The organism is Aurantimonas litoralis, assembly GCF_026153195.1.
Classification (GTDB): domain Bacteria; phylum Pseudomonadota; class Alphaproteobacteria; order Rhizobiales; family Rhizobiaceae; genus Aurantimonas; species Aurantimonas coralicida.
This window is the reverse complement of record NZ_JAPFBM010000007.1, coordinates 25,124-40,288: the sequence shown is the minus strand read 5'-3', so window position 1 is coordinate 40,288 and position 15,165 is coordinate 25,124. Positions and strand designations below refer to the sequence as shown.

16 protein-coding genes are annotated in these 15,165 nt (G+C 66.2%); 6 read left to right on the top strand and 10 right to left on the bottom strand.

Features of this window, described 5'->3' with window-relative positions; genetic code table 11:
- Positions 1 to 25: 25 nt before the first annotated feature.
- The 7 genes from N7I30_RS14780 to N7I30_RS14750 all read right to left on the bottom strand — a co-directional run bounded on the left by N7I30_RS14780 (position 26) and on the right by N7I30_RS14750 (position 6,283).
- The gene (locus tag N7I30_RS14780) at positions 26 to 877 is read right to left on the bottom strand and encodes a phosphatidate cytidylyltransferase (RefSeq protein ID WP_498639860.1); all 852 of its coding nucleotides are present in this window, start codon (positions 875 to 877) and stop codon (positions 26 to 28) included.
- 4 nt (positions 878 to 881) lie between these two features.
- Entirely contained in the window at positions 882 to 1,622 is a 741-nt protein-coding gene (locus N7I30_RS14775; RefSeq protein WP_024350601.1) for an isoprenyl transferase, read from the bottom strand.
- A gap of 35 nt (positions 1,623 to 1,657) precedes the next feature.
- Positions 1,658 to 2,215 (bottom strand): ribosome recycling factor, encoded by a 558-nt coding sequence (gene frr, locus N7I30_RS14770; RefSeq protein ID WP_498639857.1) that lies wholly within the window; start codon positions 2,213 to 2,215, stop codon positions 1,658 to 1,660.
- 36 nt (positions 2,216 to 2,251) lie between these two features.
- Entirely contained in the window at positions 2,252 to 2,971 is a 720-nt protein-coding gene (gene pyrH / locus N7I30_RS14765; RefSeq protein ID WP_024350599.1) for a UMP kinase, read from the bottom strand.
- Between the two features lie 255 nt (positions 2,972 to 3,226).
- The gene (gene tsf / locus N7I30_RS14760) at positions 3,227 to 4,153 is read right to left on the bottom strand and encodes a translation elongation factor Ts (RefSeq protein WP_498639854.1); all 927 of its coding nucleotides are present in this window, start codon (positions 4,151 to 4,153) and stop codon (positions 3,227 to 3,229) included.
- Positions 4,154 to 4,294: 141 nt separating this feature from the next.
- On the bottom strand, positions 4,295 to 5,128 hold the full coding sequence (gene rpsB, locus N7I30_RS14755; protein WP_024350597.1) for a 30S ribosomal protein S2: 834 nt from the start codon (positions 5,126 to 5,128) through the stop codon (positions 4,295 to 4,297).
- A gap of 210 nt (positions 5,129 to 5,338) precedes the next feature.
- Entirely contained in the window at positions 5,339 to 6,283 is a 945-nt protein-coding gene (locus N7I30_RS14750) for an EipB family protein (RefSeq protein WP_498639852.1), read from the bottom strand.
- A gap of 120 nt (positions 6,284 to 6,403) precedes the next feature.
- On the opposite strand from N7I30_RS14750, the gene N7I30_RS14745 reads away from it, so the two are divergent.
- From N7I30_RS14745 to N7I30_RS14730, 4 genes are all read left to right on the top strand, one after another.
- Positions 6,404 to 6,871: a RidA family protein gene (locus N7I30_RS14745; RefSeq protein WP_228240496.1), complete on the top strand. Its 468-nt coding sequence runs from the start codon at positions 6,404 to 6,406 to the stop codon at positions 6,869 to 6,871.
- Position 6,872: 1 nt separating this feature from the next.
- Positions 6,873 to 7,601, top strand: coding sequence for a glycerophosphodiester phosphodiesterase family protein (locus tag N7I30_RS14740; RefSeq protein ID WP_498639850.1), 729 nt, complete (start codon positions 6,873 to 6,875; stop codon positions 7,599 to 7,601).
- Positions 7,602 to 7,639: 38 nt separating this feature from the next.
- Positions 7,640 to 8,869, top strand: coding sequence for a GNAT family N-acetyltransferase (locus N7I30_RS14735; protein WP_498639848.1), 1,230 nt, complete (start codon positions 7,640 to 7,642; stop codon positions 8,867 to 8,869).
- Positions 8,870 to 8,946: 77 nt separating this feature from the next.
- Positions 8,947 to 9,369, top strand: coding sequence for an HIT family protein (locus N7I30_RS14730; RefSeq protein ID WP_498639845.1), 423 nt, complete (start codon positions 8,947 to 8,949; stop codon positions 9,367 to 9,369).
- Between the two features lie 84 nt (positions 9,370 to 9,453).
- Here the strand turns inward: N7I30_RS14730 and clpA are convergent, their stop codons facing one another.
- From clpA to N7I30_RS14715, 3 genes are all read right to left on the bottom strand, one after another.
- Positions 9,454 to 11,919, bottom strand: coding sequence for an ATP-dependent Clp protease ATP-binding subunit ClpA (clpA, locus tag N7I30_RS14725; protein ID WP_188076821.1), 2,466 nt, complete (start codon positions 11,917 to 11,919; stop codon positions 9,454 to 9,456).
- A gap of 8 nt (positions 11,920 to 11,927) precedes the next feature.
- Entirely contained in the window at positions 11,928 to 12,296 is a 369-nt protein-coding gene (clpS, locus tag N7I30_RS14720) for an ATP-dependent Clp protease adapter ClpS (RefSeq protein ID WP_009209473.1), read from the bottom strand.
- 215 nt (positions 12,297 to 12,511) lie between these two features.
- Entirely contained in the window at positions 12,512 to 13,384 is an 873-nt protein-coding gene (locus N7I30_RS14715) for a phasin family protein (RefSeq protein WP_498639843.1), read from the bottom strand.
- Between N7I30_RS14715 and N7I30_RS14710 the strand changes: the two genes are divergently transcribed.
- Both N7I30_RS14710 and N7I30_RS14705 read left to right on the top strand, forming a co-directional pair.
- On the top strand, positions 13,361 to 14,758 hold the full coding sequence (locus N7I30_RS14710) for a serine hydrolase (RefSeq protein ID WP_277026139.1): 1,398 nt from the start codon (positions 13,361 to 13,363) through the stop codon (positions 14,756 to 14,758). The genes N7I30_RS14715 and N7I30_RS14710 overlap by 24 nt on opposite strands.
- A gap of 115 nt (positions 14,759 to 14,873) precedes the next feature.
- The gene (locus tag N7I30_RS14705) at positions 14,874 to 15,143 is read left to right on the top strand and encodes a hypothetical protein (protein ID WP_024350588.1); all 270 of its coding nucleotides are present in this window, start codon (positions 14,874 to 14,876) and stop codon (positions 15,141 to 15,143) included.
- The last annotated feature ends 22 nt before the right edge of the window (positions 15,144 to 15,165 follow it).

Genomic DNA, 15,165 nt, shown 5'->3' with positions numbered 1-15,165 from the left:
GGCGCCCGCGCTGAAATCGATGCGCTCAGAGGGCAAATATGCCACGGGCCGGTTCGCCGAATCCGGCGATCGCCACGCCGACGGCCCAGGTCACGGCCATCGCCACGACGAGCGCGTCGATACGGTCCATCAGCCCGCCATGACCGGGAATGAGACGGCCCGAATCCTTCACGCCGAAACGCCGCTTGATCCAGGATTCGAACAGGTCGCCCGCCTGCCCGACTACCGACAGGATCGCCGCCAGGACGATGATGAAGGCCCCGACCTCGCCGCTGACGAAATGGGCATAGACCGCGCCAAGGATCGTTCCGGCCAGGAGGCCCCCGGCCGCCCCCGACAGCGTCTTCTTCGGAGACACTGCGGGCAGCAGCTTCGGCCCACCCAGCGTGCGGCCGGTGAAATAGGCGAAGATGTCCGTCGACCACACGACGACGATGATGAAGCCGAGCGTCGCAAGGCCGGCGGGATCGGAGCCGCGCAGCATGCCGGGCGCCAGCGCCGCGGCGCCAGCGTAGAAGAGGCCCCAATGCACCCAGCGCGCGCTGCGCTCGTCGCGGTCCGTCGCGGCGATGAAGATCATCGCCGCACCGACGATCACGACCGCCAGCAGGCCGAGATCGAAGACCAGCGCGACGACGGCGACGATCAGGGCACCGCGGGCAAAGTGGTAGATCGGCCGGACGCGCTTGGCGCGGGTCATGCGCGCCCATTCGTCGAAGACGATGATGCCGGTGAGCGCGCACAGCACCCGGAACGGCCAGCCGCCGATGGCGGTCAGGGCGATGACGATGATGCCGAGGATCAGCGCGGAGATGACGCGGGACTTCAGGTCGGACCAGCTGCCGGCGAGAAAGAACCGTCGAAGTTCCAGGCCCATCGGATCAGGAAGCGATTTCGCGCGACAACCCGCCGTAGCGACGATCCCGGCTGAAATAATCGGCGATGGCCTCCTCGAACGCCTTGCGGTCGAAATCGGGCCACAGGCACGGCAGGAAGACGAATTCGGAATAGGCTGCCTGCCAGAGCAGGAAATTCGACAGCCGCAGCTCGCCGCTGGTGCGGATGATCAGGTCGGGATCGGGAATGCCGGCGGTATCGAGATGCTCGTCGAGATACTCGGCGGTCAGCCCCTCGAGCTCGACCTCGCCCGCCGCGTATTTGGCGGCGACGCGGCGCATGGCCCGGGCGACCTCGTCGCGGGCGCCGTAATTGAAGGCGACCACCAGAGTCTGGCGCTGGTTATCGCGCGTCAGGTTCTCGGCTTCCTCGAGCAGCGCGCGGATGTCCGACGACAGGTTCTCGCGCTCGCCGATCACCCGGACGCGCACGCCCTCCTTGTGCAGTTCGGCGAGGTCGCGGCGGATGAAGTGCTTCAGCAGCCCCATCAGCTCCTCGACCTCGGCCTCGGGGCGACGCCAGTTCTCCGAGGAGAAGGCGAACAGGGTCAGATACTGGATGCCGAGCTCGCCCGCCGCGCGGACCGCCTCGCGCACGGCCTCGACGCCCCGACGGTGCCCCATGCTGCGCGGCAGGCCGCGGGCATTCGCCCAGCGCCCATTGCCGTCCATGATGATGGCGACGTGTTGGAGATCCCGCACCGTATCAGCCCTTCCCTCGATCATTCCGCCGCGACGACGAGGTCGACGCCCATGGCAGGCTAGACCTGCATGATTTCCGCTTCCTTGACGGCAAGCGCCGAGTCGATCTCGGCGATCGTCTCGTCGGTCATCTTCTGGACGCGGTCCGACTGCTGACGGCTCTCGTCCTGACCGATATCGCCGTCCTTTTCCAGCTTTTTCAAGGTTTCCATGCCGTCGCGCCGGACATGCCGGACCGCGACCTTGGCGCCCTCGGCATACTGGTGCGCCACCTTGACCAGCTCCTTGCGGCGCTGCTCGTTCAGCTCCGGCAGGGGAATGCGTAGCGTCGCGCCGTCGGTGATCGGGTTCAGGCCGAGATTGCTCTCGCGGATCGCGCGCTCGACCTTGCCCACCATCTGCTTGTCCCAGACGGTGACGGTGACCATGCGCGGCTCCGGCACCGAGACGTTAGCCACCTGGTTGAGCGGCATCTTCGAGCCGTAGGCGTCGACATAGATCGGATCGAGCAGGCTCGGCGAGGCGCGGCCGGTGCGAAGGCCCGTCAGGTCGCCCTTCAGGCTGGCGATCGCGCCATCCATGCGGCGCTTCAGTTCGTTCAGATCCATTTCGGCCATGATGTCCTCTTTCGGCTCTCGACTGCGCGGACGCAGTTATTCGGTAACGATCGTCGCCCGGCCGCCGCCGGACAGGATCTTGGCGAACTCGCCCTTCTCGTGGATCGAGAAGACGACGATCGGGATGTCGTTCTCGCGCGACAGCGCGACGGCCGCCACGTCCATCACGGCCAGGCCCTTCTGCAGGACCTCGTCATGGGTCAGCGTGTCGTAGCGCACCGCGTCGGGGTGCTTCTTGGGATCGGCGGAATAGATGCCGTCGACCTGGGTGCCCTTGAACAGGGCCGCCGCCCCCATCTCGGCTGCGCGCAGCGCGCCGGCGGAATCGGTGGTGAAGAACGGATTGCCGGTCCCGCCGGCGAAGATGACCACCCGGCCCGCGGCCTGGTGCGCCAGCGCGCTGCGCTGGGAGAAGCTCTCGCAGATCTCGGGCATCGCGATCGCCGACAGGACGATGGTGTCGACGCCCAGCTTGATCAGCGAGGTGCGCAGGGCCAGCGCGTTGATGACGGTGCCGAGCATGCCCATGTGGTCGCCGGTGACGCGGTCGCCGCCCTTGGAGGCCACCGCCACGCCGCGGAAGATGTTGCCGCCGCCGACGACGACGGAGACCTGGACGCCCAGCCGATGCGCCTCGGCGATGTCGGAGGCGATCCGATCGGCCACCGCGACGTCGATCCCGAAGCCCTGCGACCCCATCAAAGCTTCACCGGACACCTTCAGAAGCACCCGCGGGTATCGTATCTCGGAGGCCATTGCTCACCTTGCCTGCGTCCGGCGGCCCGCCCGTCAAGGCAGCGGCGACGGCAACGAAGCCGTGCTGCCGGGAGGGCATCTGCGGACGACGCCGCGCCGGACCGGCGGGCGCATGTGGAAATCCGGCGGCAGGTCGTTCTCGCAAACGCCTGCCACGCTTGGGGGATGCGATACAATAAGGGCGCCCGCTTGTGAAGCGGACGCCCTCGATCGGTCTGTCGTGTCGCCGCCGGACGGGTGTCCGGCGTGCGGGACTTACTTCTTGCCGGCGGCCGCGGCGACTTCGGCTGCGAAGTCGGTCTCTTCCTTCTCGACGCCTTCGCCGAGGGCGAAGCGCACGAAGCCGGTGATCTTGGCCGGCGCGCCGAAGCTGCCCTCGGCCTCGGCCAGCGCCTTCTCGACGGTCAGGTCGGGATTGATGACGAAGTTCTGCTTCAGAAGGACGACTTCCTCGTAGAACTTGCGCAGGCGGCCTTCGACCATCTTCTCGATGATGTTCTCCGGCTTGCCCGACTGGCGTGCCGAATCGCTGAAGATCGCCTTCTCGCGCTCGACGGTGGCCGCGTCGACTTCCTCGGCGGTCAGGGCCAGCGGGTTGGTCGCGGCGATGTGCATGGCGACCTGGCGGCCGAACTGCGCCAGCGCAGCCTTGTCACCGGTCGATTCGATCGCGACGAGCACGCCCAGCTTGCCGAGGCCGTCCACGACCTGATTGTGGATGTAGGACGCCACGACGCCGTCATTGACGCTGAGCATGGCCGAACGGCGCAGGGTCAGGTTCTCGCCGATGGTGCCGATCGTGTCCTTGATCGTGTCGTTGACGCTCTTGGTGCCGCCCGGATAGGCAGCCCCGCCGACCGCCTCGACGCTGCCGTCGGTGGTCAGAGCAACCGACGCGACGTCGCGCACGAGACCCTGGAAGGCGTCGTTGCGGGCAACGAAGTCGGTCTCGGAATTGACCTCGACGACGACGGCCTTGGTGCCCTCGGACGCCGAACCGACGAGACCCTCGGCCGCGGTACGGCCGGACTTCTTGTCGGCCTTGGCAATGCCCTTGGCGCGCAGCCAGTCGACCGCCTCTTCCATGTTGCCGCCGGTCTCGGACAGCGCGGTCTTGCAGTCCATCATGCCTGCGCCGGTCTTGTCGCGCAGTTCCTTCACCATCGAAGCGGTAATTGCCATTTTTGCCTCTTCAGAAATGATTGGGCGCACCGGCTCGGATGGAACGGGTGCGCCAGAATTGTGACGCCGTGATTACGACGCCGGAGACGGGCGCGGGCGTCGGCCGGGCATCCGCCCGACCGCGCCGTTCGCCGCCTCGCCTCAGGCGGCGGGCGTTGCGTTCTCGGCCGGAGCCTCGGCTGCCGGAGCGTCCGCGGCCGGGGCTTCCTCGGCGACCGGCTCGGCCTCGACGACCTCTTCCACCGGCGCTTCTTCCATCGCACCGACATCCATGCCGGAATCGCCCTGCTGGCGCGCGATGCCGTCGACGGCGGCGCGGGCGATCAGGTCGCAATACAGGGTGATGGCGCGGGCGGCGTCGTCATTGCCCGGGATCGGGTAGTCGATCGGTGCGGGATCGCAGTTCGAATCGACGACGGCGACGATCGGGATGTGCAGGCGCTTGGCTTCCTCGATCGCGATCGACTCCTTGTTGGTGTCGATGATGAAGATCATGTCCGGCACGCCGCCCATGTCCTTGATGCCGCCGAGGGCGCGGTCGAGCTTGTCACGCTCGCGCTGCAGCGTCAGGCGCTCCTTCTTGGTGAAGCCCTGGGCTTCGCCGGCCAGCATCTCGTCGAGCTTGCGCAGGCGCTGGATCGAGTTGGAGATGGTCTTCCAGTTGGTCAGCATGCCGCCGAGCCAGCGGGCGTTGACGTAGTACTGGGCCGAACGGTTCGCCGCATCGGCGACGATGTCGGATGCCTGGCGCTTGGTGCCGACGAAGAGCACGCGGCCGCCACGGGCCACGGTGTCGGAGACCGCCTGCAGCGCACGATGCAGCAGCGGCACGGTCTGGCCGAGGTCGAGGATGTGAATGTTGTTGCGCGCCCCGAAGATGTAGGACGACATTTTCGGGTTCCAGCGATGCGTCTGGTGACCGAAATGCACGCCTGCCTCGAGCAGCTGGCGCATGGAATAGTCTGGCAATGCCATGGTTTTTTCCTTTACCGGTTGAGCCTCCACGGAAAAGAAGCGGCCGAATGCCGCCACCGGTGGATCGCGGCGTCGGGACATGCCCGAACGTCGAAACCCGAGTTCCGTGTGTGGAATGGAAGCGCCGATACACCAAAAGCCCACGCGAGGCAACATGGCGCCGGCGTTCAGGGTCGATATGGGGATCGTGGGCGCCAGGTGCCAGCCCCGTCAGGGACAGGCGGGAACGTCCAGAAGATCGAGGCTCGCAAGGCCGCCGGCCAGGCGGTAGCCGTCGAAGCTCAGCACCAGGTTGTCCGAGATACCGTTTTCGTAAAGCGTATAGGCCGTCTCGAAGACCGGCATGCCGTCGGCATCGCTGTCGCTGTCATAGAAGGATTCGCTGATCCGCCAGGAGCGCAGACCTGACAATTGGCTGGCCGGGGACACATCACCCGCCATCGGGTCTTCGGCTTCGCCGCGGTCGTCATCGTCGTCGCGCGTGTCACCCTCGGCGATCTCTGATTGCGTGTCCGCCGCCGGTGGCGTTTCATCCGCGAGCGAAGCGCCGTCCTCCGCATCCCTGGGTTCTGCCGGGCTGTCCGGCGCTGGCCCGATGATCGCGGTCGTGGACAGGCCCTTTTCCGGTGTCGGGTCGCCGTCATAGAGCGGCGACTGGACGATCCGCTCGCCGGCTTCCGCTTTCTCGATCAATGCCAGCGTATGCTGCATCGGAAAGGCTGCCAGCGGCACGCTCACCGAGCGGCTCTCCGGTTCGACGAAGGCGACATGCGTCTTCTCCCCCGTATTGACGGCGGTGCCCCGCACGACCTGCTGCTCTGTGCCGTCGACCAGCGTTCGCGTTTTGAAGGCGAGCGTTCCGTCCGCGAGGTTTTCCAGCGTCTGGGTCTGCTGGTCGGTGACGACCAGTTCCTGCTCCTGCTGGAACCGCGCCACGAAGCGGTAGTCGATATCGTAGCTGTCGCAATCCGGCCGCGTGATCTCGACGGCGATCCGCGCCTGCGCGTCGACCAGATCGCCGCTGCCGTCCATCACCAGTTCGTAGGAGGCGCGGTGCGGCGCGATCGTCGCGGCGGCCGCAAGAGCCGGTCCGGCGACAAGGCCGATCGCGAGAGGGGCTACGAGGCTGGCGCGCATGGCGGGACGATCTTTCACTGGGTCTGCGGATGGGCTACGCCTCTGCGGAACGGCGCGTCCGGAACGGGCTTGCGGCCATCTGGCCGGCACAGCCCCTCCCCGGCGCTCCTATCCGTCGAGCTAAAGGAAGACAACAACATGGCCGATACCATCGCAAGCCGCCTCGAAGCCGCCGGCGTCACCCTTCCCGAAGCGGCGGCGCCCGCCGCCAACTACGTGCCGAGCGTCATCTATGGCGGCCTGCTGCAGACCTCGGGCCAGTTGCCGCTCGACGGCGGCAAGCTGGCCGTGTCCGGCAAGCTCGGCGCCGGCGTCTCGCTGGAAGACGGCCAGAAGGCCGCGCGGCTTTGCGCCATCAACATCCTCGCCCAGGCGAAATCGGCCGTCTCCGGCGACTGGAGCCGCCTCGGCCGCCTTCTGAAGCTCACCGTCTTCGTCGCCAGCGATGCCGGCTTCACCGAACAGCACAAGGTCGCCAACGGCGCGTCGGACTTCCTTGTCGAGATCCTCGGCGAGGCCGGCCGCCATTCCCGTTCGGCCGTCGGCGTACCGGCCCTGCCGATGGATGCCGCCGTCGAGATCGAAGCCCTGTTCGAGGTCGCCTGACATGGCGGCCTTCGATGGCGCGCTCGGCTGGCTGACCGCGAACCCGATCGCCCATCGCGGGCTCCATGACGGCAACAAGACGGTGGCGGAGAATTCGATTCCCGCCGCCGAAGCAGCGATCGCCGCCGGCTACGCGATCGAATGCGACGTGCAGCTTTCGGCCGATGGCACACCCTTCATCTTCCACGATCACACGCTGCAACGGCTGACCGGCCGCGAGGCCGACTTTCGCGCACTTGGCGATGAAGCGATCGCCGGCCTGCGGCTCGCCGGCACAAAGGCCGTCATCCCGACCGTCGCGGACTTTCTCGCGAGGGTCGCAGGGCGCGTGCCGGTGGTCATGGAACTGAAGGGCATCGCCCCGGACGTCGATGCGGAGTATTTCGCCCGTCTGCAGCCGGTTCTCGAAGCCTACCGCGGCGAACTGGCCCTGATGTCGTTCGATCCCTGGCTCATCGACCAGATGCTGGCGGCCCGCCCCGGCCGGCCCATCGGGCTGACCGCGACGGGACACACGCCGGACGCCTTCGCCGCCCATCGGCAGGTGTTCGAACGCGGCTGCGACTTCTCCTCCTATGACATCCACCACGTGCCGAACCCGTTCACCGAATGGGTCCGCGGCAAGGGTGCGCCGCTGATCTCCTGGACCGTGCGCACCGAGGCGCAGATCCGCATCAGCCGGGACCATTGCGACCAGATGACCTTCGAAGGCATTGCGCCGCAGCAATGACGCCTTGCGCTGCCGGGGGACCGGCATAAATTCATCGCATGACACGCGAATCCGCCGCCGCCCCGACCACCAGCGAAGAGAGCTTCACGATCCGGGTGGTCGATCGGCTCAGCGCGATCGACGCCGCACGCTGGGACGCGCTGGCCGTGGAGCCCGCGCCGGCGTCTCCCGCTTCTACCGCGACTCCATCGGGCGTCGCCAACCCTTTCGTATCGCACGCCTTTCTCTCCGCACTCGAGGATAGCGGTTGCGTCGGAGAGGCGACGGGCTGGCTGCCCCAGCATCTGGTTCTGGAAGATCCGCAGGGTGCGCCGATCGCAGCCGCCCCCGCCTATCTAAAGGGTCACAGCCAGGGCGAATATGTCTTCGACCAGGGCTGGGCCGACGCCTTCGAGCGCGCCGGTGGGCGCTATTATCCGAAGCTGCAGATGTCGGTGCCCTTCACCCCGGCCACCGGGCCGCGGCTGCTCGTCGGAACCGCACCCGGCGCGACGATCCGGCGGCAGGCGCTGGCCGAGGGTGCCAGGACCTATGCGGCCCAGACCGGCGTTTCCTCCGTTCACGCCACCTTCCTCAAGCCCGCGGACCGCGATGTCCTGACCGAGGCCGGCTGGCTGCACCGCACCGACCAGCAGTTCCATTTCCGCAATCGCGGCTATGCGACCTACGAAGAGTTTCTGGAGACGCTAGCATCGCGCAAGCGCAAGGCATTGCGCAAGGAGCGCCGCGAGGCGCTGGCCAACGACATCTCCATTTCATGGCTGACCGGCAGCGACCTCACCGAGGCGGCCTGGGACGCCTTCTACGATTTCTACATGGACACCGGCAGCCGCAAATGGGGCCGGCCCTATCTCAACCGCGCGTTCTTCAGCCTGATCGGCGAGCGCATGGCCGACCAGACGCTGCTCGTCATGGCCTCGCGAAACGGTCGCTACATCGCCGGGGCGCTGAACTTCATCGGCGCCGACACGATTTACGGCCGCAACTGGGGCTGTATCGAGGACCATCCCTTCCTGCATTTCGAGGTCTGCTACCACCAGGCCATCGACTTTGCGATCACGCGCGGCCTCGGCCTCGTCGAGGCAGGCGCGCAGGGACAGCACAAGCTGGCCCGCGGCTACGAGCCCGTGACCACCCATTCGGCTCACTGGATCGCCCATCCCGGTCTGCGCCGTGCGGTCGACGACTATCTCGACGCCGAGCGCGCCGAAATCGCCCATGTCAGCGACGTCCTGTCCGAGCATACACCCTACAAGAAGGGTGGCTGAGGGCGGGCTCAGCCGTCGACAATCGCGGCAATCTGCCTATCGTCCGGTCTGATTCTGATTGTGAAGGACCGGACACCATGAGCGGCTACGACGACGGCAACATCTTCGCCAAGATCCTGCGCGGCGAGATCCCGAGCCAGAAACTCTACGAAGACGATACGGCGCTGGCGATCATGGACGTGATGCCGGAATCGAAGGGGCATTGCCTCGTCATTCCGAAGGCGCCGTCGCGCAACATCCTCGATGCGACGGACGAGACGCTCGGCGCGGTGATGCCGGTGGTCGCCAAGCTCGCGCGTGCCGTGAAGAAGGCCTTCGATGCCGATGGCGTCCGCATCGCCCAGTTCAACGAGACCGCCGGCGGGCAGACCGTGTTTCACCTGCATTTCCATGTGCTGCCGGTCTATGCCGGCGTGCCGCTGAAGAAGCATTCCGACGGCATGGCCGATCCGGACATGCTGGCCGAGCACGCGGCCCTGATCCGCGCCGCGCTCGACTGAGTTCGGTCGCCGGGGCCGCGGCCGCGAGCACGATACGCTACAACGAAAAAGGGCCGCCCCGTGGGACGGCCCTTTCCGTTTTGGTCAGCGCGATTTGCGCGGGACCTTGGGAACGGTCCCTGCCCGCTTCGCGGCGGCAGATCCCGTGGAGCCCGCTTCGGGCGCATCGCCCGCCGGCTCGTCGTCCTCGATGTCCGAGCCGTCCGGCGCCACCTTGGCGCGCTTCTTGGCTGCGGGCTTTTTGGGCTTGGGCGGCAGTTCGTCTGCAATGGCTTCCAGATGCAGCGCCTTGGCGCCGTCCTCGCCATCGACGACGGACACCTTCACCGTGCCGCCGTTCTTCAGCTTGCCGAAGAGCACCTCGTCGGCCAGCGGCTTCTTGATGTGCTCCTGGATCACCCGGCCCAGCGGCCGCGCGCCCATCGCCTCGTCGTAGCCCTTGTCGGCGAGCCACGTGATCGCGTCCTCCGACAGTTCGAAGGTCACGCCGCGTTCGGAGAGCTGCGCCTCGAGCTGCATGACGAACTTCTGCACCACCTGGTGAATGACCGGCGTCGGCAGCGGGCCGAACGGAATCGTCGCATCGAGACGGTTGCGGAATTCCGGCGTGAACAGGCGGTTGATCGCCTCCTCGTCGGCCCCCGTGCGCTTGGAGTGCCCGAAACCGATCGTCGCCTTGGCCATCTCCGACGCGCCGGCATTGGTCGTCATGATCAGGATGACATTCCGGAAATCGATCTGCTTGCCGTTGTGATCGGTCAGCTTGCCGTGGTCCATCACCTGCAGGAGGATGTTGAACAGATCCGGATGCGCCTTCTCGACCTCGTCCAGCAGCAGCACGCAATGCGGATGCTGGTCGACGCCATCGGTGAGCAGACCGCCCTGGTCGAATCCGACATAGCCCGGAGGCGCGCCGATCAGCCGCGAGACGGTGTGCCGCTCCATGTATTCCGACATGTCGAAGCGCAAGAGCTCGACCCCGAGCGCCGCCGCAAGCTGGCGGGCCACCTCGGTCTTGCCGACGCCGGTCGGGCCGGAGAACAGGTAGGAGCCGATCGGCTTGTCCGGCTCGCGCAGGCCGGCACGGGCCAGCTTGATCGCCGAGGCAAGGCTGCCGATGGCGGCATCCTGGCCGTAGACGACCCGCTTGAGCTGGGCGTCGAGATGTTCCAGCACCTCGGCATCGTCCTTGGAGACGGCCTTGGGCGGAATCCGCGCCATGGTGGCGACGGTCGCCTCGATCTCCTTGACGCCGATCTGCTTCTTCCGCTTGCCGGCCGCCAGCAGCATCTGTGATGCACCGGTCTCGTCGATCACGTCGATCGCCTTGTCCGGCAGCTTGCGGTCGTTGATGAAGCGGGCCGACAGTTCGACCGCCGACTTGATCGCCTCGTTGGTGTATTTGACCCGGTGGAAATCCTCGAAATAGGGCTTCAGGCCCTTCAGGATCGACACGGCGTCGTCGATGGACGGCTCCTTGACGTCGATCTTCTGGAACCGGCGCACCAGCGCCCGGTCCTTCTCGAAGAACTGCCGGTACTCCTTGTAGGTGGTCGAGCCGATGCAGCGGATCGCGCCGGAGGACAGCGCCGGCTTCAAAAGGTTCGACGCGTCCATCGCGCCGCCCGAGGTGGCGCCCGCGCCGATCACCGTGTGGATCTCGTCGATGAACAGGACGGCGCCCGGATATTCCTCGAGCTCCTTCATCACCTGCTTCAGCCGCTCTTCGAAATCGCCGCGATAGCGGGTGCCGGCAAGCAGCGTGCCCATGTCGAGCGCGAAGATCGTCGCGTCGGCCAGGACGTCCGGCACGTCGCCTTCGACGACGCGCTTGGCGAGCCCTTCCGCGATCGCCGTCTTGCCGACGCCCGGATCACCCACATAGAGCGGGTTGTTCTTGGACCGGCGGCACAGCACCTGGATCGTGCGGTTGATCTCCTCGGCCCGCCCGATCAGCGGATCGATCTTCCCGTTGCGCGCCTTCTCGTTGAGATTGCTGCAATAGGCCGTGAGCGCATCAGGGGCGTTCTTGCGCTTGCCCTCGTCATCCTGTCCCACTGTCGACTGCTCATCCTCGGCGCCGCGCAGCGGTCTGGTCTCGGAGGCGCCGGGGCGCTTGGAGATTCCGTGCGATATGAAGTTCACCGCATCGTAGCGCGTCATCTCCTGCTCCTGCAGGAAATAAGCGGCATGGCTCTCGCGCTCGGCAAAAATCGCCACGAGCACGTTGGCGCCGGTCACCTCTTCGCGGCCGGACGACTGGACATGGATCACCGCACGCTGGATCACCCGATGGAATCCGGCCGTCGGCTTGGAATCCTCGTCATGTCCCGTGACGAGGTTGGAGAGTTCGCTATCGATGTAGGTCGTCAGATTGCGGCGCAGGATGTCGAGGTCGACACTGCATCCCTGCATCACCGCCGCCGCGTCCTTGTCGTCGAGAAGCGCCAGCAGCAGATGCTCCAGCGTCGCAAATTCCTGTTGCCGGTCGTTTGCGAGCGTCAGGGCCGAGTGCAGCGACTTCTCAAGGCTTTGCGAAAATGTCGGCAAGCTTCACCTCAGTTCTTTTCCATCACGCATTGCAGCGGATGCTGGTGCTGGCGGGCGAAGTCCATGACCTGGGTCACCTTGGTCTCGGCGACCTCGTAGGTGAACACTCCGCATTCGCCAACGCCGTGATTGTGCACATGCAACATGATTCTGGTGGCTGCCTCGCGGTCCTTCTGGAAGAACCGCTCGAGGACGTGGATGACGAACTCCATCGGAGTGTAATCGTCGTTCAGAAGGAGCACTCTGTAAAGGCTCGGCTTCTGGGTTTTGGGTTTCGTTCGCGTGATGACCTCGGTCCCGCGATCGGGGACCTGATCGTCGTCCTTCCCGGCCTGGGACCGCACGGCAGGAGCGCCGTTGCCGGGAAACGCGTGCATGCTCAATTCAACCACCTTCGTCATCGCTCTGTATGTATGTGCCGTGGCACGGATTTTAAGACGCAACGCGGGCATGGCAAAGCATCATCGTGCGGCGTCTCGTCCCTGCCCGCCCCAAGGCATGGCCCGGACATGAAAAAGCCCGGCGGGAGAGCCGGGCTTTTCCTCGTACCGAATATGTGGTGCCCGCGGCCGCGGGACAACCGAGGCGCTGATCAGGCAGCCTTGGTCTCGGCGGCCTGCTTGGCGGCAGCGGCCGGTTTGGTCGCTACGGACGTGCCCGCGGTCGACAGCGTCGCGAGCGACTGCTCGAACGGCTTGTAGGTCTCCTTGGCGACATCGGTGTAGATTTCGCCCATGCGCGTCGCCTGGCTGACCCAGCCCTGATAGGCGGTCTTGGCGTATTCGCTCTGCAGCGCGATGGCCTTGTCCGGCGAACGCACCTGGAAGAGCTTCTCCATGAATTCGGTCTGCTGCTCATAGGCGCGCTTTGCGAATTCGGACGTTTCCGACGCGACCTGCTGGAAGCCCTTGGTCATGGCCGACACCGACTTCAGCGCGCTGTCCATCGCGTCCTTGGAGAACTTGCTGGCATCTTCATATGCGTTCATCTGGATTCCCTCGGATTGCTGGTTTGTGGAAGGACGTCCATTCAGCAGGAAGTGCCGGTCCGACCGGTGCCCTGAGCTGCGCCCCGCCCGAAGATATTGCACTGCACAATAAGATTCAAGCGGAATGACGCACCGCACGCTTCCCATACGGAATTTCACCTCACTCCTGCCCGTTTCGTTTGGCAGGGTACGAGAAATTTCGATCCGGGATGGGAACGGTCCGGCAACCATAAACTGATTGGTAAGCCCGCCGGCATTAATCTGCGGATCGACACCCGAGGGAGTTGCCCGCTGATATTGCACGGCCTTTCCAAGCGCTGCGACGATATCGACCGGCTTCCTCGCCCATTGCCCGAGCCAGAGAGTTGCTGCGTGCGTAACCCGTTCCCCCGCCTCACCACCGCCGCCAGATCGCTCAGCAGGTTCGCAGGCGTCGTCGCCTTCGGCGCCGGCATGCTGCTGACCGGCGCCGGCCATGCCGAAGCCAACGCCAAATATGCGGGCTTCGTCATCGACGCCAACAATGGCCAGGTCCTCTACAACGACCGCGCCGACGAGTACCGCTACCCGGCGTCGCTCACCAAGATGATGACGCTCTACATGACCTTCGACGCGCTGAAGAGCGGTCGGATTTCCATGAAGGACAAGATGCCGGTGTCGGCCTATGCGGCCGGGCGCCCGCCGTCGAAGATCGGCCTGAAGACCGGCTCGACCCTGACCGTCGAGGAAGCCGTCTATTCGCTGGTCACCAAGTCCGCGAATGACGCGGCCGTGGTGCTGGGCGAGTTCCAGGCCGGCTCCGAATCGGCCTTCGCGGCCCGCATGACCGCCAAGGCGCGTCAGATCGGCATGCCGAAGACCACCTTCCGCAATGCCAACGGCCTGCCGGATTCCGGACAGAAGACCACGGCGCGGGACATGGCGACCCTGGGCATCGCCCTGCGCGAGCATTTTCCGGAATATTACAAGATCTTCTCGACCCGCTCCTACAGCTTCCGTGGCCGCCGGCTCGGCAACCACAACCGGGTCCTGGGCCGGGTGAAGGGCGTCGACGGCATCAAGACCGGCTACATCAACGCTTCCGGCTTCAACCTCGTCACCTCGATCGAGCGGGACGGCAAGAGCCTTGTCGCCGTGGTCATGGGCGGTCGCTCCGGCCGTTCGCGCGACGATCACATGGTCGAATTGCTGACGCGCTATCTGCCGAAGGCCAGCACCCGCGATTCCGGCATGCTGCTCGCCGCCCGCTCAGCCAGCCCGGCCATCGTCGCCGCGCTTCCCAAGCAGGGCCCGGTTCCCGATTCCCGCCCGGCCATGACCGAGATCGACCAGCGCATCGCAATGGCCTACGGCTCCGAGGCCGCCCCCGCCGTGGCCCGCATGGTCCAGCCGCAGTCGCGTCCGATCGTCGGCCGTGACGCCCTGAAGGCGGCCCTCGTCGCCGAGCGTCCGTCGGTGCGCATGCCGATCCCGGCGGCAAGCCGCGTGCCCAGCGCCGGCGTCCGCCTGCCGCCGGCAGCGGTCCCGGGTGGCCGCGATCTCGATCCCTCGACGACCGGTGCAATAAAGGTTGCCAGCGTCTCGGAGACCGTTCGCACGCCGACCTCCCCCTGGGTGGTCCAGATCGCCGCCACGCCGGAAGCCGATGCCGCCATGGAGATGCTGGCCACCGCCAAGCGCAAGGTCGGCGGCGAACTGGCGGATGCCGAGCCCTTCACAGAGACGGTGAAGAGCGGTTCGCAGACGCTCTACCGCGCCCGCTTCGCCGGCTTTGCCAGCAAGGACCAGGCCTGGTCGGCCTGTGCCGCGCTCAAGCGCAGCTCGTACAGCTGCTACGCCGTCGCCAACTGACACCGGGCCGGCGGCCCTTGTTCCGGGCCGCCGACCTCCTTGTCGCCGCCGTGCGACCGACCAGCCCGTCCGTTCAGACGGACCCTAAGATGTATCGCGTAGGAAGGGTTCCAGCATGACGACCGAGCACCAGGCAGCCAGCTTCGCCAACACACTCGCCTTCGCCGGCAGCGCGCGGGCCGCCAATCCCCACCCGCTGCAGCAGGCCGCGCTTCGCCTCGGCGAAGCCCGCGACGGCCGTTCGCGGCTGAAGGCAAAGGATCTCGTGGGGCTGCTTCTGTCCCATGGCGCCCGCGCCTGGCGGGCATCGCAGCCGATCGCCTACACGCGGATCAGGACCATCGCGCCCGAGGGGCACGCGGCGATCCACATGCGTTTCGGCTGACGACGAGACAATCGAAACTCCA

Coding starts and splice junctions, on each gene's coding strand:
- N7I30_RS14775 (WP_024350601.1), bottom strand. CDS start 1,622: ATGATCGAGGGAAGGGCTGATACGGTGCGGGATCTCCAACACGTCGCC.
- N7I30_RS14740 (WP_498639850.1), top strand. CDS start 6,873: ATGGCGGCCTTCGATGGCGCGCTCGGCTGGCTGACCGCGAACCCGATC.
- N7I30_RS14735 (WP_498639848.1), top strand. CDS start 7,640: ATGACACGCGAATCCGCCGCCGCCCCGACCACCAGCGAAGAGAGCTTC.
- clpS (WP_009209473.1), bottom strand. CDS start 12,296: ATGCACGCGTTTCCCGGCAACGGCGCTCCTGCCGTGCGGTCCCAGGCC.
- N7I30_RS14730 (WP_498639845.1), top strand. CDS start 8,947: ATGAGCGGCTACGACGACGGCAACATCTTCGCCAAGATCCTGCGCGGC.
- tsf (WP_498639854.1), bottom strand. CDS start 4,153: ATGGCAATTACCGCTTCGATGGTGAAGGAACTGCGCGACAAGACCGGC.
- N7I30_RS14710 (WP_277026139.1), top strand. CDS start 13,361: ATGCTGCTGACCGGCGCCGGCCATGCCGAAGCCAACGCCAAATATGCG.
- rpsB (WP_024350597.1), bottom strand. CDS start 5,128: ATGGCATTGCCAGACTATTCCATGCGCCAGCTGCTCGAGGCAGGCGTG.
- N7I30_RS14780 (WP_498639860.1), bottom strand. CDS start 877: ATGGGCCTGGAACTTCGACGGTTCTTTCTCGCCGGCAGCTGGTCCGAC.
- N7I30_RS14745 (WP_228240496.1), top strand. CDS start 6,404: ATGGCCGATACCATCGCAAGCCGCCTCGAAGCCGCCGGCGTCACCCTT.
- N7I30_RS14715 (WP_498639843.1), bottom strand. CDS start 13,384: ATGGCCGGCGCCGGTCAGCAGCATGCCGGCGCCGAAGGCGACGACGCC.
- N7I30_RS14705 (WP_024350588.1), top strand. CDS start 14,874: ATGACGACCGAGCACCAGGCAGCCAGCTTCGCCAACACACTCGCCTTC.
- frr (WP_498639857.1), bottom strand. CDS start 2,215: ATGGCCGAAATGGATCTGAACGAACTGAAGCGCCGCATGGATGGCGCG.
- pyrH (WP_024350599.1), bottom strand. CDS start 2,971: ATGGCCTCCGAGATACGATACCCGCGGGTGCTTCTGAAGGTGTCCGGT.